The organism is Amycolatopsis sp. NPDC089917, assembly GCF_040684635.1.
In the GTDB taxonomy this organism is placed as follows: domain Bacteria; phylum Actinomycetota; class Actinomycetes; order Mycobacteriales; family Pseudonocardiaceae; genus Amycolatopsis.
The window spans coordinates 113365-138682 of the sequence record NZ_JBFBGL010000015.1 but is presented as its reverse complement, the minus strand read 5'-3'; the positions used below and the strand labels follow the sequence as shown (position 1 = coordinate 138682).

At 69.6% G+C, this 25318-nt stretch carries 29 protein-coding genes; 17 read left to right on the top strand and 12 right to left on the bottom strand.

The genetic code is table 11. The annotated features are described in order from the left end of the window. Nucleotides 1–164: 164 nt before the first annotated feature. Nucleotides 165–1070, bottom strand: a complete 906-nt coding sequence (locus AB0N89_RS14120; RefSeq protein WP_364204375.1) for an SDR family oxidoreductase — start codon at nucleotides 1068–1070, stop codon at nucleotides 165–167. Continuing rightward, nucleotides 1067–1864, bottom strand: coding sequence for an SDR family oxidoreductase (locus tag AB0N89_RS14115; RefSeq protein ID WP_364204373.1), 798 nt, complete (start codon nucleotides 1862–1864; stop codon nucleotides 1067–1069). Before AB0N89_RS14115 ends, AB0N89_RS14120 begins: the two co-directional genes overlap by 4 nt. 91 nt (nucleotides 1865–1955) lie before the next feature. Here AB0N89_RS14115 and AB0N89_RS14110 point away from each other — a divergent pair, with 91 nt between their 5' ends. Genes AB0N89_RS14110 through AB0N89_RS14090 form a run of 5 tightly spaced genes read left to right on the top strand, consistent with a single transcriptional unit; the run spans nucleotide 1956 to nucleotide 6153 of the window. After that, nucleotides 1956–2705: an enoyl-CoA hydratase family protein gene (locus AB0N89_RS14110; protein WP_364204372.1), complete on the top strand. Its 750-nt coding sequence runs from the start codon at nucleotides 1956–1958 to the stop codon at nucleotides 2703–2705. Next, a complete protein-coding gene (locus AB0N89_RS14105) occupies nucleotides 2705–3565 on the top strand; it encodes a CoA-transferase (protein ID WP_364204370.1) in 861 nt (286 codons plus the stop codon). Before AB0N89_RS14110 ends, AB0N89_RS14105 begins: the two co-directional genes overlap by 1 nt. Then, entirely contained in the window at nucleotides 3562–4287 is a 726-nt protein-coding gene (locus AB0N89_RS14100; RefSeq protein WP_364204368.1) for a CoA-transferase, read from the top strand. Before AB0N89_RS14105 ends, AB0N89_RS14100 begins: the two co-directional genes overlap by 4 nt. Beyond that, entirely contained in the window at nucleotides 4284–5330 is a 1047-nt protein-coding gene (locus tag AB0N89_RS14095) for a nitronate monooxygenase (RefSeq protein ID WP_364204366.1), read from the top strand. Before AB0N89_RS14100 ends, AB0N89_RS14095 begins: the two co-directional genes overlap by 4 nt. A gap of 31 nt (nucleotides 5331–5361) precedes the next feature. Continuing rightward, a complete protein-coding gene (locus AB0N89_RS14090) occupies nucleotides 5362–6153 on the top strand; it encodes an alpha/beta hydrolase (protein WP_364204365.1) in 792 nt (263 codons plus the stop codon). Nucleotides 6154–6156: 3 nt separating this feature from the next. Here AB0N89_RS14090 and AB0N89_RS14085 read toward each other — a convergent pair whose 3' ends face one another. Further along, nucleotides 6157–6633: a DUF2000 domain-containing protein gene (locus AB0N89_RS14085; RefSeq protein ID WP_364204363.1), complete on the bottom strand. Its 477-nt coding sequence runs from the start codon at nucleotides 6631–6633 to the stop codon at nucleotides 6157–6159. A gap of 103 nt (nucleotides 6634–6736) precedes the next feature. Here AB0N89_RS14085 and AB0N89_RS14080 point away from each other — a divergent pair, with 103 nt between their 5' ends. After that, nucleotides 6737–7204: an Lrp/AsnC family transcriptional regulator gene (locus tag AB0N89_RS14080; RefSeq protein WP_364204361.1), complete on the top strand. Its 468-nt coding sequence runs from the start codon at nucleotides 6737–6739 to the stop codon at nucleotides 7202–7204. A gap of 4 nt (nucleotides 7205–7208) precedes the next feature. On the opposite strand, the gene AB0N89_RS14075 is transcribed toward AB0N89_RS14080, so the two are convergent. The 3 genes from AB0N89_RS14075 to AB0N89_RS14065 form a co-directional block, all read right to left on the bottom strand. Next, nucleotides 7209–7766, bottom strand: coding sequence for a sugar O-acetyltransferase (locus tag AB0N89_RS14075; protein ID WP_364204359.1), 558 nt, complete (start codon nucleotides 7764–7766; stop codon nucleotides 7209–7211). Between the two features lie 440 nt (nucleotides 7767–8206). Further along, on the bottom strand, nucleotides 8207–8956 hold the full coding sequence (locus tag AB0N89_RS14070; RefSeq protein ID WP_364204357.1) for a zf-HC2 domain-containing protein: 750 nt from the start codon (nucleotides 8954–8956) through the stop codon (nucleotides 8207–8209). Continuing rightward, entirely contained in the window at nucleotides 8953–9504 is a 552-nt protein-coding gene (locus tag AB0N89_RS14065) for a sigma-70 family RNA polymerase sigma factor (protein ID WP_039919256.1), read from the bottom strand. Before AB0N89_RS14065 ends, AB0N89_RS14070 begins: the two co-directional genes overlap by 4 nt. Before the next feature lie 235 nt (nucleotides 9505–9739). Here AB0N89_RS14065 and AB0N89_RS14060 point away from each other — a divergent pair, with 235 nt between their 5' ends. The 5 genes from AB0N89_RS14060 to AB0N89_RS14040 are packed head-to-tail and all read left to right on the top strand — an operon-like array spanning nucleotide 9740 to nucleotide 13256. After that, complete coding sequence (locus tag AB0N89_RS14060) at nucleotides 9740–10300, top strand: hypothetical protein (protein WP_364204356.1); 561 nt, start codon at nucleotides 9740–9742, stop codon at nucleotides 10298–10300. Beyond that, the gene (locus AB0N89_RS14055; protein ID WP_364204355.1) at nucleotides 10284–11051 is read left to right on the top strand and encodes a DUF4142 domain-containing protein; all 768 of its coding nucleotides are present in this window, start codon (nucleotides 10284–10286) and stop codon (nucleotides 11049–11051) included. Before AB0N89_RS14060 ends, AB0N89_RS14055 begins: the two co-directional genes overlap by 17 nt. After that, complete coding sequence (locus AB0N89_RS14050; protein WP_364204353.1) at nucleotides 11044–11649, top strand: ferric reductase-like transmembrane domain-containing protein; 606 nt, start codon at nucleotides 11044–11046, stop codon at nucleotides 11647–11649. Before AB0N89_RS14055 ends, AB0N89_RS14050 begins: the two co-directional genes overlap by 8 nt. Before the next feature lie 31 nt (nucleotides 11650–11680). Then, nucleotides 11681–11917: a ferredoxin gene (locus AB0N89_RS14045; protein WP_005164337.1), complete on the top strand. Its 237-nt coding sequence runs from the start codon at nucleotides 11681–11683 to the stop codon at nucleotides 11915–11917. After that, the gene (locus tag AB0N89_RS14040) at nucleotides 11910–13256 is read left to right on the top strand and encodes an NAD(P)/FAD-dependent oxidoreductase (RefSeq protein ID WP_364204351.1); all 1347 of its coding nucleotides are present in this window, start codon (nucleotides 11910–11912) and stop codon (nucleotides 13254–13256) included. Before AB0N89_RS14045 ends, AB0N89_RS14040 begins: the two co-directional genes overlap by 8 nt. Before the next feature lie 388 nt (nucleotides 13257–13644). Here the strand turns inward: AB0N89_RS14040 and AB0N89_RS14035 are convergent, their stop codons facing one another. Then, nucleotides 13645–14094, bottom strand: a complete 450-nt coding sequence (locus tag AB0N89_RS14035) for a helix-turn-helix domain-containing protein (RefSeq protein WP_364204349.1) — start codon at nucleotides 14092–14094, stop codon at nucleotides 13645–13647. A 68-nt stretch (nucleotides 14095–14162) separates the two neighbouring features. Between AB0N89_RS14035 and AB0N89_RS14030 the strand changes: the two genes are divergently transcribed. Beyond that, nucleotides 14163–15308 carry an MFS transporter gene (locus tag AB0N89_RS14030; RefSeq protein WP_364204347.1) on the top strand — a complete coding sequence of 382 codons (1146 nt, stop codon included), beginning with the start codon at nucleotides 14163–14165 and terminating at the stop codon, nucleotides 15306–15308. On the opposite strand, the gene AB0N89_RS14025 is transcribed toward AB0N89_RS14030, so the two are convergent. From AB0N89_RS14025 to AB0N89_RS14010, 4 genes are read right to left on the bottom strand one after another with little or no spacing between them, the layout of a single operon-like run. Further along, complete coding sequence (locus AB0N89_RS14025) at nucleotides 15292–16443, bottom strand: acetyl-CoA C-acetyltransferase (RefSeq protein ID WP_364204345.1); 1152 nt, start codon at nucleotides 16441–16443, stop codon at nucleotides 15292–15294. The genes AB0N89_RS14030 and AB0N89_RS14025 overlap by 17 nt on opposite strands. Next, nucleotides 16436–17041, bottom strand: coding sequence for a TetR/AcrR family transcriptional regulator (locus AB0N89_RS14020; protein ID WP_364204343.1), 606 nt, complete (start codon nucleotides 17039–17041; stop codon nucleotides 16436–16438). Before AB0N89_RS14020 ends, AB0N89_RS14025 begins: the two co-directional genes overlap by 8 nt. A gap of 7 nt (nucleotides 17042–17048) precedes the next feature. Then, the gene (locus AB0N89_RS14015) at nucleotides 17049–17816 is read right to left on the bottom strand and encodes an SDR family oxidoreductase (protein ID WP_364204342.1); all 768 of its coding nucleotides are present in this window, start codon (nucleotides 17814–17816) and stop codon (nucleotides 17049–17051) included. Next, the gene (locus AB0N89_RS14010) at nucleotides 17813–18931 is read right to left on the bottom strand and encodes an acyl-CoA dehydrogenase family protein (RefSeq protein WP_364204340.1); all 1119 of its coding nucleotides are present in this window, start codon (nucleotides 18929–18931) and stop codon (nucleotides 17813–17815) included. Before AB0N89_RS14010 ends, AB0N89_RS14015 begins: the two co-directional genes overlap by 4 nt. Nucleotides 18932–19002: 71 nt before the next feature. Here AB0N89_RS14010 and AB0N89_RS14005 point away from each other — a divergent pair, with 71 nt between their 5' ends. The 5 genes from AB0N89_RS14005 to AB0N89_RS13985 are packed head-to-tail and all read left to right on the top strand — an operon-like array spanning nucleotide 19003 to nucleotide 24368. Further along, nucleotides 19003–20493 (top strand): FadD3 family acyl-CoA ligase, encoded by a 1491-nt coding sequence (locus AB0N89_RS14005; protein WP_364204338.1) that lies wholly within the window; start codon nucleotides 19003–19005, stop codon nucleotides 20491–20493. Continuing rightward, nucleotides 20490–21329, top strand: coding sequence for an enoyl-CoA hydratase (locus AB0N89_RS14000; RefSeq protein ID WP_364204336.1), 840 nt, complete (start codon nucleotides 20490–20492; stop codon nucleotides 21327–21329). The genes AB0N89_RS14005 and AB0N89_RS14000 overlap by 4 nt, the downstream gene beginning before the upstream one ends. Beyond that, nucleotides 21329–22462, top strand: coding sequence for an acyl-CoA dehydrogenase family protein (locus AB0N89_RS13995; protein WP_364204334.1), 1134 nt, complete (start codon nucleotides 21329–21331; stop codon nucleotides 22460–22462). Before AB0N89_RS14000 ends, AB0N89_RS13995 begins: the two co-directional genes overlap by 1 nt. Next, nucleotides 22459–23388 (top strand): acyl-CoA dehydrogenase family protein, encoded by a 930-nt coding sequence (locus tag AB0N89_RS13990; protein ID WP_364204333.1) that lies wholly within the window; start codon nucleotides 22459–22461, stop codon nucleotides 23386–23388. Before AB0N89_RS13995 ends, AB0N89_RS13990 begins: the two co-directional genes overlap by 4 nt. After that, on the top strand, nucleotides 23385–24368 hold the full coding sequence (locus AB0N89_RS13985; RefSeq protein ID WP_364204331.1) for an acyl-CoA dehydrogenase family protein: 984 nt from the start codon (nucleotides 23385–23387) through the stop codon (nucleotides 24366–24368). Before AB0N89_RS13990 ends, AB0N89_RS13985 begins: the two co-directional genes overlap by 4 nt. Here the strand turns inward: AB0N89_RS13985 and AB0N89_RS13980 are convergent. Continuing rightward, nucleotides 24349–25263, bottom strand: a complete 915-nt coding sequence (locus AB0N89_RS13980) for an RNA polymerase subunit sigma-70 (RefSeq protein ID WP_364204329.1) — start codon at nucleotides 25261–25263, stop codon at nucleotides 24349–24351. The two genes, AB0N89_RS13985 and AB0N89_RS13980, sit on opposite strands and share 20 nt — an antisense overlap. Between the last annotated feature and the right edge of the window lie 55 nt (nucleotides 25264–25318).

Genomic DNA, 25318 nt, shown 5'->3' with positions numbered 1-25318 from the left:
CCCCTTCACCTCGCTCATCGCCGCCGAGCACCGGTCCGTGAAGGCCTCCTTGAGGGACCCAGAGTCCCTCAAGGAGGCCTTCACGGACTTGGCATCCGAAAGGACACCTTTGCCCTGCCCCTCAGTAGAACCAGCCTTGCCACTCAAGACCCGGTAGCGAAAACCTAAGCTCCGTAAACACTTTCAGGCGCGGGAGCCTCCGCCAGCAACTCCGCCACCACCGGCCCGAGTTCGGCGGGCGACCACCGCGATCCCTTGTCCCGCACCGTTCCGTGCCGCCAGCCCTGCGCGATCGAGACGCGTCCGCCGTCGACCTCGAACACCCGGCCGGTCACCCCGGACGACTCCTCGCTGCCGAGCCACACCACCAGCGGTGACACGTTTTCCGGTGCCATGGCGTCGAAACCGTCCTCCGGGGTGGCCATGTCGTCGGCGAACGCCTCTTCGGTCATCCGGGTGCGAGCGGCCGGGGCGATCGCGTTCACGGTGACGCCGTAGCGCGCGAGCTCGGTCGCGGCGACCAGCGTGAGCCCGAGGATCCCGGACTTCGCGGCCGAGTAGTTCCCCTGCCCGACACTGCCGAGCAGACCGGCGCCGGAGCTGGTGTTGATCACCCGCGCGGCCCGTGTCCGGCCCGCTTTGGCCTCCGTACGCCAGTACTCGGCGGCGTGCCGCGTCGGCGCGAAGTGCCCTTTCAGGTGGACGCGGATGACGGCGTCCCATTCGTCCTCGCCGAGGTTGACCAGCATCCGGTCGCGCAGGAATCCCGCGTTGTTGACCAGGACGTCCAGCCCGCCGAAGGTTTCGACGGCGGTCCGCACCAGCGCGGCGGCGCCGTCCCAGGACGCGATGTCGTCGGTGTTCGCCACCGCCTTGCCGCCGAGCGCCTCGATCTCGTCGACGACGTCCTGGGCCGGGCCCGCCGATCCGCCGCTGCCGTCGATGCCCGCGCCGAGGTCGTTCACCACCACCCGCGCGCCCTCGGCGGCGAACGCGAGCGCGTGCGCCCGTCCGATGCCTCGTCCGGCTCCGGTCACCACCACGATCCGGCCGTCGGCGATCCCGCTCACACCGGCTCCTTTCGTTCTGTTGCCTGGGAATTGGAGGCGGCGAGGAAAGCGGGCAGCTCTCCCCCGCCGTGCACGGTCAGGCAGGCACCGCTGACGTAGGAAGCCAGCGGAGACGCCAGGAACACCGCGCAGGAACCGATCTCGTCCGGCTCGGCCAGCCTTCCCAACGGGACGGTCGCGCCCACGGCCGCGACTCCCGCTTCGTCGCCGTAGTGCAGATGCGAGTGTTCGGTCCGCACCATGCCGACGTCGAGCGCGTTGACCCGCACCTTCGGCGCCCACTCGACGGCGAGCGTCGCGGTCAGGTTGTCCAGGCCCGCTTTCGCCGCGCCGTAGGACGCCGTCCCCGGCGAAGGTCTCGTCGCGCTGACACTGCTGATGTTCACGATCACGCCACCGCCGTCCTGGCGCTGCATGACCGCGTTCGCGGCGCGGGCGACGGTCAGCGGCGCCAGCAGGTTCAGCGCGACGATCTTCTCGTGGAACCTCGGCGACGCGTTCGCCACCTCGGCGTACGGCGCACCGCCCGCGTTGTTGACCACGACGTCGAGCCTGCCGTGGCGCCGGACGATCTCGTCGATGAGCGCGTCGACCTCCTTCGGGTCCCTGACGTCGCACGAGATGAACGCCGACGCCTTGTCCCCGGCGCGCACCGGCCGCTCGGGTTCGGTGCGGGCACAGGTGACGACTTCGGCGCCGGCACGCAGGAAAGTCCTGGTGACACCGGCGCCGACGCCGCGTACCCCACCGGTCACCAGCACCACGGCGCCGTCGAGCCGGAGTTCGAGTGCCATGCCGGTCCTCCTTCACGGTCGCTGTACCCGGACGAGACGTCCTGCTAACGTACCAAGCAAGTGCTAGGTTTGGTAGCGAGAAGGGTGCAAGATGACCGTTTCCACCCACTCACCGGAGCCCGGCATCGCCGTGGTCACGGTCGACGCGCCCCCGGTGAACGCGCTGAGCGTGAAGGGCTGGTTCGCCCTCGCTTCCGCCGTCACGGACGCCGGGCGGGATCCCGCGACCCATGTCGTGGTGCTGCGCGCGGCGGGCCGCGGGTTCAACGCCGGCGTCGACATCAAGGAGATCCAGCGGGATCCCGGCTACGGCGCGCTGATCGGCGCGAACGAGGGTTGCGCGGCGGCGTTCTCCGCCGTGTACGACTGCGCGGTCCCGGTCATCGCCGCGGTGCAAGGCTTCTGCCTCGGCGGCGGGGTCGGCCTGGTCGGCAACGCGGACGTCGTGGTCGCCAGCGAGGACGCCACCTTCGGGCTCCCCGAGGTCGATCGCGGCGCGCTGGGCGCGGCGACCCACCTCGCGCGGCTGGTCCCCCAGCATCTGATGCGGGCGCTGTACTACACGGCTTCGACGATCACCGCGGCGCAGCTGCACCACCACGGTTCGGTCTACGCCGTGGTCTCGCGGGACGAACTCGACGAGACCGCGCTCGGCGTCGCCCGGCGGATCGCGGCGAAGGACACCCGCGTGATCCGCGCCGCGAAACAGGCCATCAACGGCATCGACGTCCAGCCCGTGCACCGCAGCTACCGCTTCGAGCAGGGATTCACCTTCGAACTCAACCTGGCGGGCGTCTCGGACGGCGCGCGCCAGGAGTTCTTGGACGGTAAGGGGAAGTGATGGCCGACAAGCGGATGACGCCGGACGAGATCGTCGGCGAACTCGAAGACGGCATGACGATCGGGATCGGCGGCTGGGGCTCCCGGCGCAAGCCCATGGCGCTGGTGCGCGCGATCCTGCGTTCGCCGGTCAAGGATCTCACCGTGGTCTCCTACGGCGGTCCGGACGTCGGGCTGCTGGCGTCGGCGGGCAAGATCAAGCACCTCGTCTTCGGCTTCGTCACCCTGGACACGATCCCCTACGACCCGTGGTTCTCGCGGGCGCGGGAATCCGGGGCGATCACCGTCACCGAGTACGACGAAGGCGTTTTCGGGACCGGCCTTTCCGCTGCCGCGCAACGACTTCCGTTCCTGCCGACGCGCGCGGGACTCGGCTCCGGGGTCATGGACCTGAACCCGTCGTTGCGCGTCGTCCGGTCGCCGTACGACGACGCGGAGGAACTGCTGGCGGTGCCCGCGCTCAACCTCGACGCGGCTTTCGTCCATCTCAACCGCGCCGACGCCCGGGGCAACGCGCAGTACCTCGGTCCGGATCCGTACTTCGACGAGCTGTTCGCGCTCGCGGCCGAAAAGTGTTACGTGTCCACGGAAAAGATCGTGGAGACGGCCGAGCTCGCCGAGGCGGGACCGGCGCAGAGCCTGCTGCTGAGCCGGATGCTGGTCACCGGGGTCGCCGAAACACCGAACGGCGCGCATTTCACCACCGCCGTCCCGGACTACGGGCGCGACGAACGCTTCCAGCGTCACTACGCCCAGGCCGCCAAGGATCTGGACGCGTGGCCGGACTTCGTCGACCGGTTCCTGTCCGGGGACGAAGCGCGGTACCAGAAGGCCGTCGCCGAATTCGGGGAGTCCGCATGAGTGACATCAGTCGTGCCGAAGTGGCGGTCGTCGCCTGCGCCGAGTTGTTCCGCGGTGACGGCGAGATCGTGGTGAGTCCCATGGGTTTCGTCCCGTCGCTGGGCGCCCGGCTCGCCAGGCTGACGTTCGAACCGGACATCCTGCTGTCCGACGGCGAGGCGTACCTGATGACGCCCGACGCCGTCGTCGAAGGCTGGCAGCCGTTCCGCAAGGTCCTCGACACCGTGGTACCGCGCGGAAAACGCCACGTCGTGATGGGCGCCAACCAGATCGACGGCGAAGGCAACCAGAACATCTCGGCGATCGGCGAGCATTCCCGCCCCAAGAAACAACTTCTCGGGGTGCGCGGCGGACCGGGCAACACGGCCAACCACCGCACGAGCTACTGGGTCCCGCGGCACAGCAAGCGGGTCTTCGTCGATCGGGTCGACATCGTGTCCGGCGTCGGGTACGCCAGGGCGCGCGAGGCGGGCTTGCGGCATCACGACGTCCACCGCGTCGTCACCAACCTCGGCGTCCTGGACTTCGGCGGCGAAGACCACGCGCCGAGGCTGCTTTCCGTGCACCCGGGGGTTTCCGTGGACGAGGTCGTCGAGGCGACGTCGTTCCCGTTGATCACCGACGGCGTCACGGAAACCCGGCTGCCGACCGAGTCCGAACTGCTCCTGATCCGGACCAGTCTGGATCCGAAGTCGTCACGGGACAAGGAGGTCCCGTCGTGAAGACCGCGCTGACCGCACTGGCGGGCATCCGGCATCCGGTCGTGCAGACCGGCATGGGCTGGGTCGCCGGGCCGCGGCTGGTGTCCGCGACGGCGGAAGCGGGCGGCCTCGGCATCCTCGCGTCCGCGACGATGACGTACGACGAGCTGGCGGCGGCGATCAAGGAGGTCAAGAGCCGCACCTCGCGGCCGTTCGGGGTCAACCTCCGGGCGGACGCGGAAGACGCCGGGCGCCGGGTCGAACTGCTCATCACCGAGGAAGTCAGGGTCGCTTCCTTCGCGCTCGCGCCGAAGAAGGACATGATCGCGCGGCTGAAGGACAACGGCGTCCTCGTCGTGCCCTCGGTCGGCGCGGCCAGGCACGCGGAGAAGGTCGCGGGCTGGGGCGCCGACGCCGTCATCGTGCAGGGCGGCGAGGGCGGCGGGCACACCGGCGGGGTCGCGACGACGCTGCTGCTGCCGTCCGTACTGGACGCCGTCGACATCCCGGTGGTCGCGGCGGGCGGCTTCTTCGACGGCCGGGGGCTGGCCGCCGCGCTGGCCTACGGGGCGGCCGGGGTCGCCATGGGCACCCGGTTCCTCCTGACGAAGGAAAGCACCGTCCCCGACGAGATCAAGCAGGCGTACCTCGCCCGCGACCTCAACGGCACCGTCGTCACCCGCAAGGTGGACGGGATGCCGCACCGCGTCCTGCGGACGGAACTGGTCGACGCGCTCGAATCCGCCGGGCCGGTGAGCGGGCTCGCCAGGTCCGTCCGCAACGCCGCGAGGTTCCGGAAGCTGAGCGGGCTCTCGTGGCGTTCGCTGGCCACCGAAGGGCTGCGGATGAAACGCGGCGGCGACCGGACGTGGTCGCAGGTGCTGATGGCCGCCAACACGCCGATGTTGCTGCGCGCCGGGCTGGTCGAGGGCGATCGGAGCGCCGGTGTGCTGGCGTCCGGGCAGGTCGTCGGCCTGCTCGACGACCTGCCCGCGGTCGGCGAGCTGATCGAGACGATCGTGGCCGACGCCGCCGAGGCCCTGCGGCGGCTGGGCTCCGAGTGAAGGACCGAGCGCGCTGTGCTTGACTTCGGCCATGATCTCGGAGAGTCGTTGTCCGGTCGAGGACGGTGAGCTGTACGTCCGCAGTACCGGCGAAGGGCCGCTTCTGCTCCTGATCGCCGGTGGGCTGGGCTCGGCGGACACCTTCCGGGCGATGACGAAGCTGCTCGCCGACGACCACACCGTCGTCACCTACGACCGGCGCGGCCACTTCCGCAGCACCGACACCAGTACCGGACCGGTCAGCGTGCCGAAGCAGGCCGACGACGCCCACGCCGTCCTCCAGCACGTCGGCGGCGGGCCCGCGAGCGTGTTCGGGACCAGCGCGGGCGCCCTGATCGGCCTCGACCTCGTCGCCCGCTACCCCGACGCGGCGAGCGTCCTGGTCGCGCACGAACCACCCGCCGTCCAGCTGCTCCCGGACGCGCTCGGATGGCTCGACGAGGCCAACGCGCAGGTGCGGCTCGCGCAGGCGGGTGACCTGATGGGGGCGTTCAAACGCTTCACCGACGGCATCGCCGGCGCCGCGCTGCCCGAACTCCGCGCGATCCGGCTGCCGAACGAGGAGGACTGGAAGCGGCTGTTCGGCCGCGAGCTGGCCGAGATCCTCGACTACCTGCCGGATCTGCGGGCGCTGCGGAGGTCCAGGACCGAGATCTTCCCCGTCGCGGGTGTCGGCAGCCGCGGGCACTACCACTACCAGCCCGCGAAGGTCCTCGCGCTGGAGCTGGGCTTGCCGTTCACGGAGATGCCCGGGGCGCATCTGGCTCCGCAGCGCAATCCCGCACAGTTCACCGAAGCGCTGCGGGACCTGCTCGACGGCTGAACCTCACGCCATCAGGGGCAGCTTCCCGACCAGCTTGTCGATCCGGTTGCGCGGTCCGACGACGCCGATCGCGCAGTAGCCCATCTCCTCGGTCGGGATCTCCTTCATCGTCGCGAGGAAGTCGTCGTAGACCCGGATCTGCTGGGCGACGGCGGGCATGTCGGCGACGTGGCAGTCCGGCGAGGCGGCGGCCTTGGCGCGGACGGCGCGCAGCTTCTCGGTATCGGCCGACAGAATCGAGCAGCCCGTCCACGGGAGACCCGTGTAGCGCTCGCCGTCGGCGTCGACCGCTTCGTCACCGAGGAGACCGGACACGGCCTTCGCGGTGGCGACGGCGGTGCAGACGGCCGCGTTGACCGCGCGGCCGGGCGGCAGCTCGCTGTTGACCACGATGACCCATTTCAGCCGGGCGGATCGCGTGGACGCGGTGAAGTCGATCTCGTCGGGGGCGAACCCGATGGCCGTACCGTGCTCGGACATTCAGCTGGTCTCCTGCTCACTTCAACGGATGAACAAGGTCAAGCTAAGGAGACATACGGGTACAGTCCACCGCGTTCGTACTTAATACGGCGGAAGGTCCGAGATGGCGCGACTGGACGAACTTGATAAGGCGATCCTGGCGCAATTGCAGTCGGATGCACGGAAGACCAACCGCGAGGTGGCCGCCGCCGTGGGGGTTTCGCCGACCACGGCGCTGGATCGCACCCGCGCCCTGCGGGAACGCGGCGTGATCCGCGGCGCGCTGCTGGACGTCGACCTGCCCTCGATCGGCCGCGGAGTGCAGGCGCTCATCGCGGTGCGGGTGCGCCCGCCCTCGCGGCGGAACATCGAAGGCTTCCGGAACTGGGTCAACGCGCTGCCGGACCTCGTCGGGCTCTACGTGACCACCGGGACCGAGGACTTCATCCTGCACGTCGCGGTCCCCGACAACGACGCCCTCTACGCCTTCGTGATCGACAAGCTGACCGAGCGCCCGGAGGTGGCCGACGTGCGCACCTCCATGGTCTTCGAGCACAGCAGGCGCACCCGGATCACGCCGGTGGACCGGTGAGCCTCTACAGCTCCCGGATGACGCGGGCCGGGTTGCCCGCGGCGAACACCTTCGACGGCAGGTCCCGCGTGACGACGCTGCCCGCGCCCACCACGGTGTCGTCCCCGATGGTCACCCCGGCGCAGACGATGACACCGCCGCCGAACCAGACGTTGTTCCCGATGGTGATCGGCGCGGCCGATTCCCAGCGCTGCCGCCGCAGTTCGTGGTCCTCCATGGGATGCAACGCGGTCAGCAGCTGACAGCGCGGGCCGATCGAGCAGTCGGAGCCGATCTTGATCGGCGCGCAGTCGAGGAGGATCGCGTCGTAGTTGAGGAAGCTGTTGGCGCCGATCTCGATCAGATAGCCGTAGTCGCACTGGAACCGCGGCATGATCCAGGAACCTTCACCGAGTTTTCCCAGCAGCTCACGCAGGATCGTGTCCCGCTCACCGGTCTCCTCGGCGCCCGTTCCGTTGAAACGGTCCACAAGGGCCTGTGCCCGCCTGCGGTCCGCGACCAGTTCGGGGTCGTTGTCCCGGTACAGCTCGCCGCTCAGCATGCGGTCCTTCTGCTCACCCATGCCGCCAACCTACCGAAAAGAACCCTGCCGGCGGACCTCGTCGGGGAGGCCGCCGGCAGGGCTAGAGTGAACGCTTGCGGAGCGTCTCTTCAGTTGTGCCGATCGATTTCGGGTGGGCCGGCCCGGCGGGTGGGTGAGGTGTAGGGGGGACCCGCCGGGCCGGAGTATCTTCCTTTCTGTTCGCCCGGTGCACACTTGGCGTTGAACCGCCTCGGCCGTCGGGGTGAGCCGAGGACGTGGGAAGTGGCCCCTCAGCGCGTCATTCGCGACAGGAGACCCGGTGGTGCCCTTGATTTCGTGCCATGGATTTGCACCTCATTCGTTTCCGGGCGCGTCGAGAACTCCGGCTCGGGATGAGTTACACATTCACCGGATTTCGATCCGGTTACTGGTGAATACGGTTCCCGCCGGGAACCGGTTCAAAAAAAGATCGAAAACGGTCACCGGCGCACGACGGCCAGCACGGTTCCGTCCTGTTTGTGGACCTCGAAACGTTCGACGTCGGCTTTCCGCAACGCCGTCGAACCGGTGATGACGAGCGGATCCGGGGAACCGGGAACCCCGTAGCCCTTCGCAGGCACGCTCCAGTTGTTGACGACGTAGGCGTCCCCGGCGTGAGAGTAGGCGAAGAGCTGACAGGTCATCGGCCCGACGAGGCCGCGCAATTCGAGCTCGACGGCGCTGCCCCACTCCTTGTCCTGGACCGTGACCTCGGCGGCGACCGCGTTGCCCGCCTCGGACCAGCCGAACGGGGCGGCGCCGCCGTCCGGTCCCGCTTCCCTCGTCGACGGCGGGGGCTGCACCACCGAGGTGATGATCGAGGGCGCGGCCTGTGTGATGACCGGTTCACGATTCGTGAGCGCGAAGACGGCGAGCGGTCCGCCGACGACGAGCACGAAGACGGCGGCGGCCGTCGCGAGCCGGATGATCCGGCGGCGGCGGTTCGCCTTGGCGGCGTCCGCGAGCAGCATCCGCAGCACGCGCGGCCCCGGCCCTTTCACGGGCGGATCCGGCCAGCTCTTCTTGACCATGTCCAGGATGTCGGGCAGGTGGTACATCTCCACCAGTTCGACCTGACATTCGGGACATTCCAGCAGATGCGCCTCGAACCTGACGTGATCCTCCTCGCCGAGGACGCCGAGCACGTAGGCGGCGATATCCGTGTGCGGCGCTCCGGACACCTCGCTCACCCCCGCTCCTGCAGCGCCCTGCGCAGCGCGCGCACAGCGTGGTGGATCCGCGATTTCACCGTACCGGGCGGAACCCCGAGCGTCGCCGCGACCTCGTTCACGGTCCGGTCACGCAGGTAGGTCTGCTGCACGGCCTCGCGTTGTTCCGGGGAAAGATTGCGCAGGGCCTCGTAGACGATCATGGCCGCGAGCGTCTTCTCCGATTCGTCCGGCACTCCGATCGAATCCGACTCCAGTTCCTCCACCTCTTGAGGGCGGGCGCTGCGGCTCCGCCAGCCGTCGATGACGATGCGCCTGGCCACGGTGAACAGCCAGGCGCGCAGCATCTCCGGCTGCCGGTCGAGCTTGCCGGCGTTGCGCCACGCCTTGATGAGCGTCTCCTGGACCACGTCCTCGGCCCACTGGCGATCGTGACCGGTCAGCTTCAGCACGAACGCCATCAGGCTCGACCCGAACTCCTGGTACAACGCCCTGATGAGGTCGTCATGCCCGTTCGACACGGGTTCATGATCGACAATTGGCTGCAGTATCCGAGAGTGGCGTCCCACGCGGCACATCTTTGTGCGATCAGGGGCGATAAGTCCAGTACCAAAACCGTTCGGTACCGGATTCTCCGCGCGGGAAAGTTTTTTGAACCGTTCCCGACTCGTGACCGTATCCCCTACCGAAGACCCCGACCCGGCGTTGTCCCCCGCGGCGCCGAATCCACTGTGGATCATGACTGTCCACAGTGTACTTAAACCTGCCTGCACACACTCCTCTGGCCCCGACAGGAGGATTTCCGTGAACCCCGTGTCACGCTCGGTCATACCCCTGACCCTGACCCTGTCCGCGATCGCGCTGACCTCGGCCTGCACCACCGGTACCGCGGGACCGAACGGCACCCCGGGCGCCGCCCCCGCCGCCGGCGCGGCACAGATCCCGGGCATGCCCGACCCGGCGGCCGTACCGGCTCCTGGTGTCACGGCGGCGATCCTGTTCGACCTCGGACCGATCGTCACCGACACCAACGGATTCACGCTTTACCGCTACGACAAGGACACGGTCGATCCGCCCAAGTCGAACTGCGCCGAAACCTGTTCGCGCACCTGGATTCCCGCCAAGGCGGGCGGCGATCTCGTGGTGACGGGGATCGATCGCGCACTGGTCGGCACCGTGACCAGGGACGACGGCACCGAGCAGGTCACGCTCGCGGGCTGGCCGCTCTATCGCAACGCCGACGACGCGATGCCCGGCAACACCGGCGGGCAGGGAGTCGACGACGCGTGGTTCCCGGTCAAACCGGACGGCACGAAAGTGCTGCTCACCGCGGACACCTGGCAGGCCGATGACCTCGGCATCTGATCACCCCCGATTCTTCCGTCCCCTGATCGCCCTGCTGATCGCGGCCGCGGTGACCCTGCTCGGCCCCGTCGGCGACGCGCGTGCCCAGCAACTGTCCGCGGCGGACAGGAACCTGATCGTCAACGTCAAACTGGCCGGGTTGTGGGAAATGCCCGCCGGGATGTGGGCGCAGGAACGCGGCAAGAGCGAACGCGTCCGCGAAGTCGGCCGGACACTGATGATCGACCACGGCAGGCTCGACACCGCGACGCACGCCATCGCCGACCGGTTCGGCATCACGCTGCCGACCGAGCCGTCGGATCAGCAGTCCGCCTGGCTCGGCGAGATGAAGGCCGCCCGCGACGACACCGAGTTCGACCGGATCTTCGCCAACCGGCTCCGGTACGCGCACGGCATCCTGTTCCCCATCATCGCCCAGGTCCGGGCCGGCACCCGCAACGACGTCGTGCGCGACTACGCCACCACGGCCAACCAGGCGGTGCTGCGGCACATGACCCTGCTGGAGAGCACCGGCGTCGTCGACCATTCGCTGATGCCGGAAGCGCCGGTGCCGCAGTCGAACAACGCCAACGCCGCGACGGACGTCGGTTTCGGCGACCTCGCCCTCGGCCTGCTGCTCGCGGTCGCGCTCGGCGGCGGACTGTTCTTCGCCGTCCGGACCCTGCGAGCCAAGAACACCCGGACCCGCAAACGCGCGGCCGCCGCCGAACCGGAGCCGGTTCCCAGTGCCCCAGGAGAGATCAATGTATGACCAGTGGTCCGAGGTGGTGATCGTCCTGACCCAGAAATCGAACACGGACCCCGGCATCAAAGGCATGGCGCAGACCTCGGCCCGGATCTCCTACGGCTTCATGTGCCTGACCCTGTGCTGGGGCGTGCTCACCGCGACCGGCTGGATCAAGTCGCTGACCGGGCGGAAGGCCCTGCGCAACTCGCATATGGTGCTCGGCATCCTGGCGCTGTCGTTCGGTGTCGTGCACGCGATGTCGTTCCTGTTCCTGCCCGACGGGTTCACGTGGGCGCAGATCACGGTCCCGCTCCTGCCGGGCACGCTCGCGCGGCACGAACTCGGCGTCATCGGGCTCGAGGTCATGATCGCCATCGCGCTGACCGGCGGGATCAGCCGGTTCAGTTCCTACCGGCGCTTTCTGTGGATCCACCGGCTCGCCTATCCGGCGGTCGCGATCACGGCACTGCATTCCTTCTTCGGGGCCATCGCCAACGGGCACCTCGGTCTCCTGTGGTTCGGCGGGATCACGCTGCTGGTCCCCGCGCTGCTGCTGACCGCGCTGAGGTTCACGCCCACCCGGTACCTGGAACGGCTGGGCCTGGTCGAAGAACTGGTCTGAGCGCCGCACGAAACGACTGGGAGAAAAGAAAATGATCTTCGGAAGCGTACGGCGCGGCACTCGGGTCAGCGTCGACAACGAGCGGTGCGAGATCTTCGGCTTCTGCGAGATGGAGGCGCCCGCGACGTTCAAGATCGGGCCGGACGGCAAGCTCCGCATCCGCCGGATGGTCGACCGGGACGGCCTGGACCAGGCCATTTCCGCGGCCAGGCTCTGCCCGAAACAGGCCATCAGAGTCAAGGGAGAAGGAGCGTACGACGATGAGTGACGGAGACCGGATCGTCATCGTCGGTGCGGGCGTCGCCGGGCTCCGGTCCGCGGAACGCCTGCGGGAACTCGGGTTCGACGGTGAGATCGTGCTGGTCGGCGACGAGCCGCGGAAGCCGTACCACCGGCCGATGGTGTCGAAGGAACTCATCACCGGCGGGGTGAAACCGGTGGCGGCGAGCCTGGAGCCGTACCTCGACCTGGACGTCCACTGGCGGCTCGGCACCCGGGCGACCTGGCTCGACAGCAAGGAACGCACCGTGCACCTGCCCGGTGGGGAATCCCTGTGGTACGACGGTTTGATCATCGCGACCGGCGTCCACCCGCGGCATCTCCCCGGCTCGCCGCGCCACGACCCGAGGGTCCGTGTGCTGCGCACCGTGGAGGATTCGCTGGCCGTCCGGCGGGCCTTGGGGAACAGCAACAAATCCGTCGTGGTGATCGGCAGCGGCCTGATCGGGAACGAGTTCGCCGCGTCCATGCGGCACATGGGCCGCGACGTCACGCTCATCGGCCACGCGAAGGCGCCTTTGCACCGCTTCGGGGAGCGGATCGCGTCGGCGCTCACGAAGGAACACCAGCACCATCGGGCCAAGCTGGCGATGAACACCGAGGTGCGGAACTGGATCAGCACCAAGGAGACGGTCGGGCTGCACCTGACCAACAACCAGTTCCTGGTGGCCAGCTGCGTGGTGCTCTCGATCGGCAGTGTGCCCGCCGTGGACTGGCTGCGCGGCTCGGAGCTGACCATCGACGACGGCGTCCTGTGCGAAGCGACGCTGTTCGCCGAAGGAGCGGAGGACGTCGTCGTCGCCGGCGACGTCGCGAAGTGGCCGAACCTGCGGATCGACGAGACCCCGCGCCGGGTCGAGCACTGGATGAACGGTGTCGAATCCGGGCGCGCGGCGGCGGAAAGCCTGATGCTGGGCCGGGGCAACGCGCGGCCGTACACACCGCTCCCCCGCGCCTGGTCGTCCCTGTACGACGCGCGCCTGCAGACGGTCGGGATGCCGTCGCTGGGCAAGGACACGATCGAACTTTCCGACGGTGTCACCGGTTTCGTCCGCGAGGGCAGGCTGATCGGCGCGGCGGGCTGGGACCGGCCGAAGGCGATGATCCACTGGACCGCCGAACTCGACCGGCGGCTGCCGGTGCCCGGGCCGGTGTTCCCCGCTCCCGCTCCCGCGGCGGAGCCGTCGTTCGCCGCCGGTCTCGGGGAGTCGACGCCGATCGGGGAGGACGTCCTCGCCCCGTTCGAGCGGGACTTCCTGTCCGACACCCCGACCGCGGCCGTACCCGCGCAGGAGGAGATGCCCTGGGCTCGCGTTCCCGCCGGGTGACCCGGGTTCGCGACCGGACCGGGGCCGCGCGCGGCGGCCGCGGTCCCCTCAGGTGGCGGTGGGTAGCTGGGCCTCCGCACCCACCGCCACCCCCTGGGGAGACCGGGAGGATCCGAGACCGACGGTGATTCGGGCTCCGTCGGAACCGCCCTTTCCCGCTCCCCGCATCCGGTCGGGGCCCTTCCAGGCTTGACTCACCCGGGAGGGCCCCGATCCATGAACTCGTGACTCACGTGCCCAGAGACGTGACTCGCGTGATCAGGGACGGAACTCGCGTGTTTGGAGCCGTAACTCGCGAGTTCCGTCTCCAAACACGCGAGTCACGGCTCCAAACACGCGAGTTCCGTCTTTGAGCACGCGAGTGCGGGGTCGCAGCATCGCTCGCGCACTACGCCTGCGCCTTCACGACCACAGTGTCGTCCGGACCGACCGGACGCCCGTCGGAGGCGCGGACTTCCAGCGCCCGCAACGGAAGTCCGCCGTCACGGTCCACCAGTTCCGAACGCGCCTCCCCCTCGGCGAAGAAATGCGCCTCGCCCCATTGCCGCAGCGCGACGATCACCGGGAACAGGTCGCGTCCCTTCGCCGTCAGGACGTACTCGCTGTAGGTGCTCCCGTCCGAAGCCGGGACCACGTCGAGCACCCCGTGCCCGACGAGCGCCCGCAACCGGGCGGACAGGATGTTCTTCGCGACGCCCAGGCCGCGCTGGAACTCACCGAAGCGGCGGACGCCGTCGAAGGCGTCGCGCACGATCAGGAGTGACCACCAGTCGCCGATCGTGTCGAGCGAGCGCGCCACCGGGCACGGAGCTTCGTCGAACGTCGTCCGCTTCACCATGGTTGCATCTTACAACCGGAGTGCTCTACCGTCCGGGTGGTATCAAGTTGAAACCACTTGGAGGGACCGTGCGTCTCGGAGTCGTCCTGTTGTTCGCCGTGGCCGCCGGGACGGCCGTCGCCACGATCTACTTCGCCCAGCCCCTGCTCGTCACGATGGGCGCCGACCTCGGGATCGCCGCGTCGACCGTGGGCGGCATCGTCACGCTCACACAGCTCGGTTACGGCCTGGGCCTGTTCCTGCTGGTCCCGCTCGGCGACCTGCTCGAACGACGGCGTCTCGTCGCCGGGCTGCTGACGCTGCTCGCGGTCGCCGAACTGGTGGCCGCGACCGCCGCGAACGGCCTGGTGCTGTTCGCCGGGATGGCGTCGATCGGTGTGCTCGCGGTGGTGACCCAGCTCCTGGTCGCGTTCGCCGCCTCACTGGCGGATCCGGCCGGACGCGGACGCGTGGTCGGGCTCGTGACGACCGGGGTCGTCCTCGGGATCCTGCTCGCGCGCACGGTTTCCGGGACGCTGGCCGACCTCGCCGGCTGGCGCGCGGTGTACGTGGTGTCCGCCGCCGTCACGGTGCTGATCGCGATCGTGCTGTACCGCGTGCTGCCCGCCTCGGCGCCCGCCGGAAGCGGCCTGACCTACCGGCGGTTGCTGCGTTCCACGCTGTCGCTTTTCGCCGAGGAACCGGTCTTCCGGACGCGCGGGACGCTCGCGCTGCTGATCTTCGCCGCGTTCGGGACCCTGTGGAGTTCCGTCGCCCTGCCGCTCAGCGAGGACGGCCTGTCGCACACCGCCATCGGCGCGTTCGGGCTGGCGGGGGCGGCGGGCGCGCTGGCGGCGGCACCCGCCGGACGGCTCGCGGACCGCGGCCGCGCGCAGTGGACGACCGGGCTCGCGCTCGGACTGCTCCTCATCTCGTGGGTGCCCCTGGGTTTCACGCGCGTGTCACTGTGGGCCTTGGCGGCGGGCGCCATCCTGCTCGACCTGGCCGTCCAGGCCGTGCACGTCACGAGCCAGACGTTGATCTACCCGCTCCGGCCGGACGCCGGCAGCAGGCTGATCGGCGGGTACATGATCTTCTACTCCGTCGGCAGCGGCGTGGGAGCCATCGGCTCGACAGCCGTCTACGCGGTCGCGGGCTGGACCGGGGTCTGCCTGCTCGGCGCGGCCTTCAGCGCCGCTGCCCTCGTCGTGTGGGGCGTCAAAGCCGCTCGATGATCGTGACGTTCGCCGTCCCGCCGCCTTCGCACATCGTCTGCAACCCGTAGCGCCCGCCGCGCCGTTCGAGTTCGTGCAGCAGGGTCGCGAACAGTTTCGTCCCGGTCGCCCCGATGGGGTGGCCGAGCGCGATGCCGCCGCCGTTGACGTTGACGCGATCCGGATCGGCGCCCATCTCCTCGATCCACGCCAGGACGACGCTCGCGAACGCCTCGTTGACCTCGAACAGGTCGATGTCCTCGATGCTCAGCCCGGTCTTCCGCAGCGCGTGGGCGGTCGCCGGGATCGGCCCGGTCAGCATCCACACCGGATCGGCCGCCCGCACCGAAAGGTGGTGGATCCTGGCGCGCGGGGTGAGGCCGTGCTCCTCGACGAACTTCTCCGACGCGATGAGCGTCGCGCTGGCGCCGTCCGAGATCTGGCTGGCCACGGCCGCGGTGATGCGCGAACCTTCGCTCAGCGGCTTCAGCCCGGCCATCCGTTCCAGGGTGGTGTCGCGCCTGGGCCCCTCGTCCAGGCCGGCACCGGCGAACGGCGCGATCTCGGCGGCGAACCGGCCTTCGTCGATGGCCGCGATCGCGCGTCGATGGCTGCGGTAGGCGAACTCCTCCATCGCCTCGCGGGTCAGGTCCCAGTGCTCGGCGATCATGTCGGCGCTGCGGAACTGCGAGACCTCGACGCTGCCGTACCGCTCCTGCCAGCCCTTCGAGCCGGAGAACGGGTCTTCGAAGCCGTACTCGCGCCCGGCCAGCATCGCCGCGCTGATCGGGATCGCGCTCATGTTCTGCACGCCGCCCGCGAGGACGAGGTCCATCGTCCCGGACAGCACCGCCTGCGCGGCGAAATGCACGGCCTGCTGGCTCGAACCGCATTGCCGGTCGATCGTCACGCCCGGCACGTGGTGCCCGAACCCCGCCGCGAGCCACGCCGTCCGCGCGATGTTCCCGGACTGCGGTCCGAGCGTGTCGCAGCAGCCGAGGATGACGTCGTCGACCAGGTCGGCCTCGACCCCCGATCGGTCGACGACGGCCTGGATGACGTGGGCGCCGAGGTCGGCTGAGTGGACGCCGCTGAGCGCTCCCCCGCGTTTGCCGGCCGGGGTCCGGACCGCGTCCAGTACGTAAGCTTCAGCCACGGCGTTTCCTTGTCTTCGTCGCGATACCGTCCAGCAGGATCCCGAGGTACTGCTGCGCGACGTCGTCGGCGCTCAGCGATCCGTCGGGGTTGTACCAGCGCACCGCCACCCAGACGGTGTCGCGGATGAACCGGTAGGTGAGCTCGACGTCGAGGTCCTCGCGGAACACGCCCGCCGCGATGCCGTCGGTGAGGATCGCGTTCCACAGTTTGCGGAATTCGGTGTTGCGGTCGTTGAGGTAGTCGAACCGCGGCAACTGCATCAGATGCTTCGCCTCGGACTGGTAGATCGCCACCTCGGCGGGCCGCCGGTGAATGGATTCGAACGACGCCACGACGACGGCTTCGAGCGTTTCCCGCGGGCCTCGGCCTTCCGCGACGATCTCGGCGTAGGCGCCGAAGAGTTCGTCGAGGAATCCGGTGAGGATCTCGTCGGCCATCGACTCCTTCGAGTCGAAGTGGTGGTAGAGGCTGCCCGAAAGGATTCCCGCCGCGTCCGCGATGTCCCGCACGGTGGTGGACACGTAGCCGCGCTCGGCGAACAGCTTCGCCGCGAGGGCGAGCAGTTCGGCGCGGCGGGACCCTGGGCTGGCTTTCATCGGAACCTCACGCATGCTGGGAACTCACGGACACGACCTCGCCGGTGAGGTACGACGAGTACTCACTGGCGAGGAACACCATCACATTCGCCACTTCCCAGGGTTCCGCCGCCCTCCCCGAGACCTCGCGGGCGGTGAGTTCGGTGAGCAGTTCCTCGCTGGTCACCTTGGCCAGGAAGGGATGCATCGCCAGGCTCGGCGCGACGGCGTTGACCCGGATGCCGTGTTCGGCGACGTCGACGGCGGCGCAGCGGGTGAGCGCCATGACGCCCGCCTTCGCGGCGGCGTAGTGCGCTTGCCCGGCTTGCGCGCGCCAGCCGATCACGGACGCGTTGTTGACGATCACCCCGCCGTCGCCCTGCGCGATGAACCGGTTCACCGCCGCCCGCGTCGCACGGAAGGTGCCGTTGAGGGTCACGTCGATGACCCGCGACCATTCCTCGTCGGTCATGTCCACAATGGACTTGGTGCCGCCGAGACCGGCATTGTTGACGAGCACGTCGATCCGGCCGTAGTGTGCGGCCGCGCCGTCGATGAGCTCCTGCACTTGGTCTTCCTGCGTGACGTCACAGGGAATCGCGTGGACGTCACCGAGTTCGGCCGCCTTTTCTCCCAGGCGTCGCTCGTGCCAGTCGCTGATCACGACCCGGGCGCCCTCTTCAAGCGCGCGTTTCGCCACGGCGGAACCGATCCCGGTGCCGGCCGCCGCCGTCACCACGACCACCTTGTCCCGCAGGAGATTCGCCCCCTCGGGGTACTTCGGCACCGGAATCACGGTCGCACCTCTCGGGGAAGGCCGAGCACCCGCTCGGCGATGACGTTGCGCTGGATCTCGTTGGAGCCGCCGTAGATCGTGTCGGCCCGGGTGAAGAGGAAAAGCCGTTGCCAGGGGTCGAGTCCGTCTTCCGCGAGCATGCCCCGCGCGCCGCGGACGAGCATCGCGAGCTCACCCAGGTCCCGGTGCCAGTTCGCCCAGACCAGTTTGGACACTTCGGCCACGCCGGGTGAAGAGTCGCCCAGGGTGCGGATCGCCTGCGCCCGCATGACTTCCAGGCCGACCCACGCGCGGTCGATCCGCTCGGCGATCACCGGGTCGTCCGGCGCGATCCTGGTGAGTTCTTCGAGTTCCCGGCGGAAGCCGACCTGCTGGCCGAGCGTCGCGACGCCGCGCTCGAAGGCGAGCGTGCCCATGGCGACCCGCCAGCCGTCACCGGGTTCGCCGACGACCATGTTCTTGCCCGTGCGGGCGCCGTCGAAGAAGACCTCGTTGAACTCCGAGGTCCCGGTGAGCTGCCGGATCGGGCGGACCTCGACCCCGGGCTGCCGCATCGGGACGAGCAAATAGGACAGTCCTTTGTGGCGTTTCGAGCCGGGTTCGGTCCTGGCGAGGACGAAGCACCAGTCGGCCACGTGCGCGAGCGACGTCCACACCTTCTGGCCGTTCAGCACCCATTCGTCACCTTCGAGGGTCGCTGTGGTCGACACGGCGGCGAGATCGGATCCGGCGCCGGGTTCGGAATAGCCCTGGCACCACAGTTCGTCGACGGCCACGATCGGCGGCAGGAACCGCTTCCGCTGTTCGGGCGTGCCGAAGGCGATCAGGGTCGGGCCCAAGAGTTCCTGGGCCAGATGACTCACCCGTGCCGGTGCGCCCGCTCGCGCGTACTCCTCGTGGAAGACGACCTGCTGGTCCAGCGTCGCGCCCTGCCCGCCGTGCTCGGCAGGCCAGCCGACGCAGGTCCAGCCCGCCGCGGCGAGCCGCCGTTCCCACTCGACGCGTTCGTCGAAGGCCTCGTGCTCCCGACCCGGGCCGCCCAGCCCCCGCAGTTCCGGCGGCAGGTTGTCCGCCAGCCAGGTGCGCACACGGTCACGGAAACCGTCCTGAGCCACACGTGCCTCCTCTAGCCAAACCAGAGCCTGCTGCGTAGGCTACCCTACCAAGCACTTGCTAGGGAGGCTCGATGTCGAAGGGGACCATCCCGGCGGCGCTCGACCAGGCCGCGGAACGGTTCGCCGGACGAGAAGCACTCGTCGACGGCGAAGTCCGGTTCACCTATGCCGAACTCGCGCGGCGGGTGCGGCAGGCGGCGCGGTTCTTCGAAGGCCACGAGCGAGTCGCGATCTGCTCCCCCAACACCTGGCACTGGGTCGTCGCCGGACTCGGCGCGCTGTACGCCGGCGCGACGCTGATCCCGGTCAACACCCGGTTCACCGCCCGCGAGACCATCGACGTCCTCGAACGCGCGCAGGTTTCCGCACTAGTGATCACCGGCACCTTCCTCGGCACGAACCGATTGGCGGACCTCGGCTCCTCGCGCCCCCGCACGGTGCTGCGGATCCCCGTCGAGGGCAGCGAAAAGCCGGTGGAAGGCGTCACCGAATGGGCCGCGCTCGACGGTCTCGACAGTGATTTCGCCGGCCGGGTGGAGCCCGGCGACGTCAGTGACATCCTGTTCACCTCCGGGACCACGGGCCGCAGCAAGGGCGCGATGAGCAGTCACCGGCAGACGCTGAGCGTCGCCGACGCCTGGGCGGACTGCGGGGAACTCACCGAGCGAGACCGCTACCTCGTGATCAACCCGTTCTTCCACAGCTTCGGGTACAAGGCGGGAATCGTCGCGGCCATCCTGCGCGGGGCGGCGATCCTGCCGCAGCGCACCTTCGACGTGCGGGAAACCTTGCGGCTCATCGAAACCGAGCGCGTCACGGTCCTGCCCGGCGCCCCGACGATCCACCAGGTGCTGCTGGACGCGCCCGAACGCGCGGACCACGATCTGTCCAGCCTGCGGCTCGCCGTGACCGGGGCCGCCACGGTTCCGGTCACGCTCGTCGAGCGCATGCAGACGGAACTCAGTTTCGACACCGTGCTCACCGCCTACGGGCTCACCGAAGCCGTCGTGGCGACGATGTCGCGGCCCGGTGACGACGCGAAACTGGTGGCGAACTACTCCGGCCGCGCGACGGCGGGCTTCGAGGTGAAGCTCGGCGAGCACGACGAGGTCCTGCTGCGCGGGCCGAACGTGATGCTCGGCTATCTCGACGATCCGGAGGCCACCGCGAAGGCCGTCGACGCCGACGGATGGTTGCACACCGGCGATGTCGGCGTGCTGAACGAGCGCGGCTACCTGAAGATCGTCGACCGGATCAAGGACATGTACGTCTGCGGCGGGTTCAACGTCTACCCGGCCGAGATCGAGCAGGTGCTGAGCAGGCTGGACGGTGTCGCGGAGTCCGCGGTCGTCGGCGTGCCGGACGACCGGCTCGGCGAGGTCGGCAAGGCCTTCGTCCGGCCGCGACCGGGAGCCGGACTGTCCACAGAGGACGTGCTGGCGTGGTGCAAGGCCGAATTGGCCAACTACAAGATTCCTCGCTTTGTCGACTTCGTCGCGGAGCTTCCGCGAAACCTGTCGGGGAAGGTGCTGAAACGCGTGTTGCGGGAGGAGAACGGATGACCGTCGAGTACGAGCGACGCGGGCCGGTGGCCGTCGTCACGATGAACCGGCCGGAGTACCGGAACGCGCAGAACTCGGCGATGACCTACGCGCTCGACGCCGCGTTCAGCCGCGCCGTCGACGATCCCGAGGTCAAGGTGATCGTGCTGGCCGGGGCGGGCAAACATTTCTCCGCCGGGCACGACATCGGTACGCCGGAACGCGACGTGGACGTCTCCTTCGAGCGCAAGGCGGTGCTGTGGTGGGACCACGTCGGCACCGAGGGCGGTGACCAGCGGTTCGCGCGCGAGTCGGAGGTCTACCTCGGCATGTGCCGCCGGTGGCGCGAGATCCCGAAGCCGACCATCGCGAGTGTGCAGGGCGCGTGCATCGCGGGCGCGCTGATGCTGGCGTGGGTGTGCGACATGATCGTCGCCTCCGACGACGCGTTCTTCGCCGATCCCGTGGTACGCATGGGGATTCCCGGCGTCGAGTACTTCGCGCACCCCTGGGTCCTCGGCCCGCGCGCGGCCAAGGAGGTGCTGTTCACCGGTGAGCGCTTCACGGCGCAGCAGGCCAAGGAGTGGGGCATGCTGAACCGCGTCGTCCCGCGCGCCGACCTCGAAACCGAGACCATGGCGCTGGCGGAGAAGATCGCGGTGATGCCGCGGATGGGGCTCGCGCTCGCCAAGAAGGCCGTCAACCAGGCCGAAGACCTGATGGGGATGCGGTCCGGAATGGACTCCGTGTTCGGGCTGCACCACTTCGCGCACGCGCACAACGCCGAGCTGTCCGGCGGTGACTCGCTGGGCGGGCAGGACGCGCGCTCGATGCGAGACGCGAACAGGACCTCGTGATGGATCTCGATCTCGACGAGCGCACGCTCGCCTTCCGCGACGAGGCCCGCTCCTGGCTCGCCGCGAACGTCCCCGCCGAGCCGCTCAAGTCGTTCGACACCGCCGAAGGATTCGCGCAGCACCGCGACTGGGAATCCCGGTTGACCGACGCCCGCTGGTCGGTCGTCTCGTGGCCGCGAGAGTTCGGCGGGCGGGACGCGAGCCTCCTGGAATGGGTGCTGTTCGAGGAGGAGTACTACGCGGCGGGAGCGCCGCTGCGGGTCAACCAGAACGGCATCTTCATGCTCGCGCCCACGCTGTTCTCCCATGGCACGGAGGACCAGCAGCGCCGGATCCTGCCGAAAATGGCGCGCTCGGAAGAGGTCTGGGCGCAGGCCTGGTCGGAACCCGAAGCGGGCAGCGACATCGCCGCGCTCCGGAGCACCGCGACCCGCTGCGACGGCGGCTGGCGGGTCAGCGGCCAGAAGACCTGGAGTTCGCGGGCGACGTTCGCCGATCGGGCGTTCGGCCTGTTCCGCAGCGATCCGGAGTCGGTGCGGCACAAGGGCCTCACCTATCTGATGGTGGATCTGCGCTCCGCGGGTGTCACCGTCCGGCCGATCCCCCAGCTGGACGGCGAACCGGGGTTCGCGGAGATCTTCTTCGACGACGTCTTCGTCCCCGACGAGGACGTGATCGGCGCGCCGGGCGAGGGCTGGCGGGTCGCGATGACCACGGCGAACAACGAGCGCGGACTGTCCTTGCGCAGTCCCGGCCGGTTCCTCGCCGCGGCCGGCAGGCTGGTCTCGCTCTGGAACGACGCCGGGCGTCCCGCGCACACCGCCGACCGGGTCGCCGACGCGTGGATCGGCGCGCGGGCGTATCAGCTGTACACCCTCGGCACGGTCACCCGGCTCGCGGACGGCGCCGAGCTCGGACCGGAATCGAGTGTCAACAAGCTGTTCTGGTCACACCTCGACGTCGAGCTGCACGAGACCGCGCTCGACGTCCTCGGCCCCGACGCCGAACTGCGGGGCCGCTGGAGCGACGGTTGGCTGTTCTCCCTGGCGGGCCCGATCTACGGCGGGACCGACCAGATCCAGCGGTCCATCGTCGCCGAACGACTGCTCGGCCTGCCGAAGGGGGCCCGATGAGGTTCGCGCTTTCCGGTGAGCAGGAGCAGTTCTCCCGCAGTCTGCACGATCTGCTGTCCGATCTGGACACAGGCTCGGCCAACCGGTCCTGGGCGACGGGCGATCACGGCCCCGGTCTCAAGATCTGGCGACGGCTGGCGAAACTCGGGGTCACCGCGCTGGCCGTCCCCGAGAAGTACGACGGGCTCGGGGCGACCCCGGTCGATCTGGCCGTCGGCTTCGAACGGCTCGGTTACCACTGCGTTCCCGGTCCGTGGACCGACACCGTGGCCGTCCTGCCGTCCCTGCTGGACGACGAACTGCTGACCTCGGTCGCGACCGGTGAGACGCTGGCTTCGGTCGCGTTCGCACCGCAGGTGCCGTACGCCTTGGATTCCGATGTCGCCGACGCGCGTCTCGCCGTCGAGAACGGCAGGCTGCGCGCGTTCACTCCCGGCGCTCTTTTGTCCTCTGTAGACGGTTCGCGGCGGCTGTTCCCGACGGTGGCGGGAGACGACCTCGGCACCGCGCTCGACGCGGACCGCGCGTTCGAGCTGGGCTGTCTGGCCACCGCGGCGCATCTCCTCGGCGCGGGCCGGTGGCTGCTCGACACGTCCGTCGCGTACGCCGCGCAACGCAAGCAGTACGGGCGGGAGATCGGCGGGTACCAGGCGGTCAAACATCTGCTCGCTGACGTCGCGACCGCGCTCGCGCTGGCCGAGCCGTTGCTGCTCGGCGCCGCCGTCACCCTGGATCCTCGCGACGTCTCGGCCGCCAAGGTGGCGTGCGGCGACGCCGCGCATCTCGCCGCCCGGACCGGGCTGCAGGTGCACGGCGCGATCGGCTACACCGCGGAACACGCGCTCGGCCTGCGGCTGACCAGGGTCCGCGCGCTGGTCGGCGCCTGGGGCACGCCGCGGTTCCACCGGGGACGGGTGCTGTCATGACGTTCACGGCCGAGCAGGACGCGCTGCGGGACAGCGTCCGGAAACTGCTGGACCGGGAAGCGGATCCCTGGCCGGAACTGTGCGAGCAGATCGGAGTGGCCGCGCTGGCCGTTCCCGAACGGTTCGGCGGGCTCGGCGCCGGGACCGCGGAACTGCAGGTCGTCGCCGAGGAACTGGGCCGGGTCCTCGCCGATGTCCCGTTCCTCGGCTCGGCCGTGCTCGCCGTGCACGCGATTCTGGCCACCGGGAACGACGAGGCCTGCGAACGCCTGCTCCCCCGGCTCGCCGAAGGTGTCGTCGGCGCGGTGGCCTGGACGGACGCGGACGGGCGTTGGGACGTGCCGGCCTGCCGTGTCGCCGACTCCGCCGTGACGGGCGAGGCGCACTACGTCCTCCACGGCGACGAAGCCGAGATCCTCCTGGTGGTGGCGGACGGCTCGCTGTACGAGATCACCGACGCGCACCGTGTTCGGACTCCGGCGATGGACGAAACGCGGCGGCTGGCCCGCGTGACCTTCAACGGTTCCCCCGCGCGGCTGCTCGGTCCGGTGGACCTCGGCGCGCTGCGTGACGTCGCCTGCGCCGTCCTGGCCGCCGAACAGGCCGGTGCGGCGGCGCGCGCTTTCGAGCTGACGGTGGAGTACACCAAGCAACGCCACCAGTTCGGCAGGCCGATCGGCGGCTTCCAGGCGCTGAAGCATCGGATGGCGGATCTCCACGTGCTGGTGGAAACCTCGCGTTCGGCGGCCTACGCGGCTCCGGAGTCGAGCAGGCTGGCCGCGGTGGCGAAGGTGCGTTGCTCGGAGGCGCTGGCGACGGTGGCGGGCGAGATGATCCAGCTGCACGGCGGGATCGCCATCACCTGGGAGCATCCGGCGCACCGCTATTTCAAGCGGGCGCATGGGGCGGCGCAGCTGTTCGGGTCGCCTGGTGAGCATCTGGGACGGGTGCGGCCGCGGCTTACTCCAGAAACCGGGTGACGGCGCGGATCCGGTCGCCGTCGAGGGTGAGGACCATCAACCCGGCGGGCGTCTCGCCGTGGCGGCACTGGAACGCGGGCTGGTTGTTCGCCCGCGTCGGCGCCATGGTGAACCCCTCGGGGACCGGAACGGCCATGGTGACGCGCAGGAAGCCCGCGATCGCTTCGCGGCCGTGGTACTCGTGCGGCGCCGGGGGCATGGCGAGCCAGGCGTCGTCGGTGAGCAGGCCTAGGACGCCGTCGAGGTCGCCCGCCGTGAAGGCGTCGGCGAACCGTTTGGTCAGCTCGCGTTCCTGGGGTGAGGGCCGGTGCCCGGCGCCGTCGCGATGCTTGTCGAGCGAGGCGCGGGCACGCTGGAGGATGCCTTTGACCGCCGTTTCGGTGGTGCCGAGCAGGTCCGCGACCTCCCCGGCGGGGAAGCACAGGACGTCCCGCAGGACGAGCGCGGCGGCCTGTCTCGGCGGGAGGAGCTGGAGGCCGGTGACGAAGGCGAGTTCGATCGCCTCCCGGGCGGTATAGCGCGCTTCGGGGCCGGGTTCGCTGTCGGCGACGCGCTCGAGGAGCTCCTCCGGGTACGGCTGCAACCAGGTCATCTCACCGCGGCGGCTGGGCTCCGGCGGGTCGAACGGCGGCACCGGCTCCGGTGGCCGGCGGCGGCCCGCGTCCCGCAGTGCGTTGAGGCAGCGGTTGGTGGCGATGCGGTACAGCCAGGTGCGGAGCGACGAGCGGCCCTCGAAGCCGTCGAGGCCTCGCCACGCGGCCAGGAGCGTCTCCTGGACGGCGTCCTCGGCGTCGGTGAGCGACCCCAGGATGCGGTAACAGTGCAGGTGCAGCTCGTGCCGGTAGGTGTCGGTGAGCTCGCGAAAGCTCCGCTCGTCCGTCGTCCTGGTGCTCACGGGCCGATCCTGTCACGACCTTTTTCACCGCGCACCGTTCCGTTTCCGGCCGGGG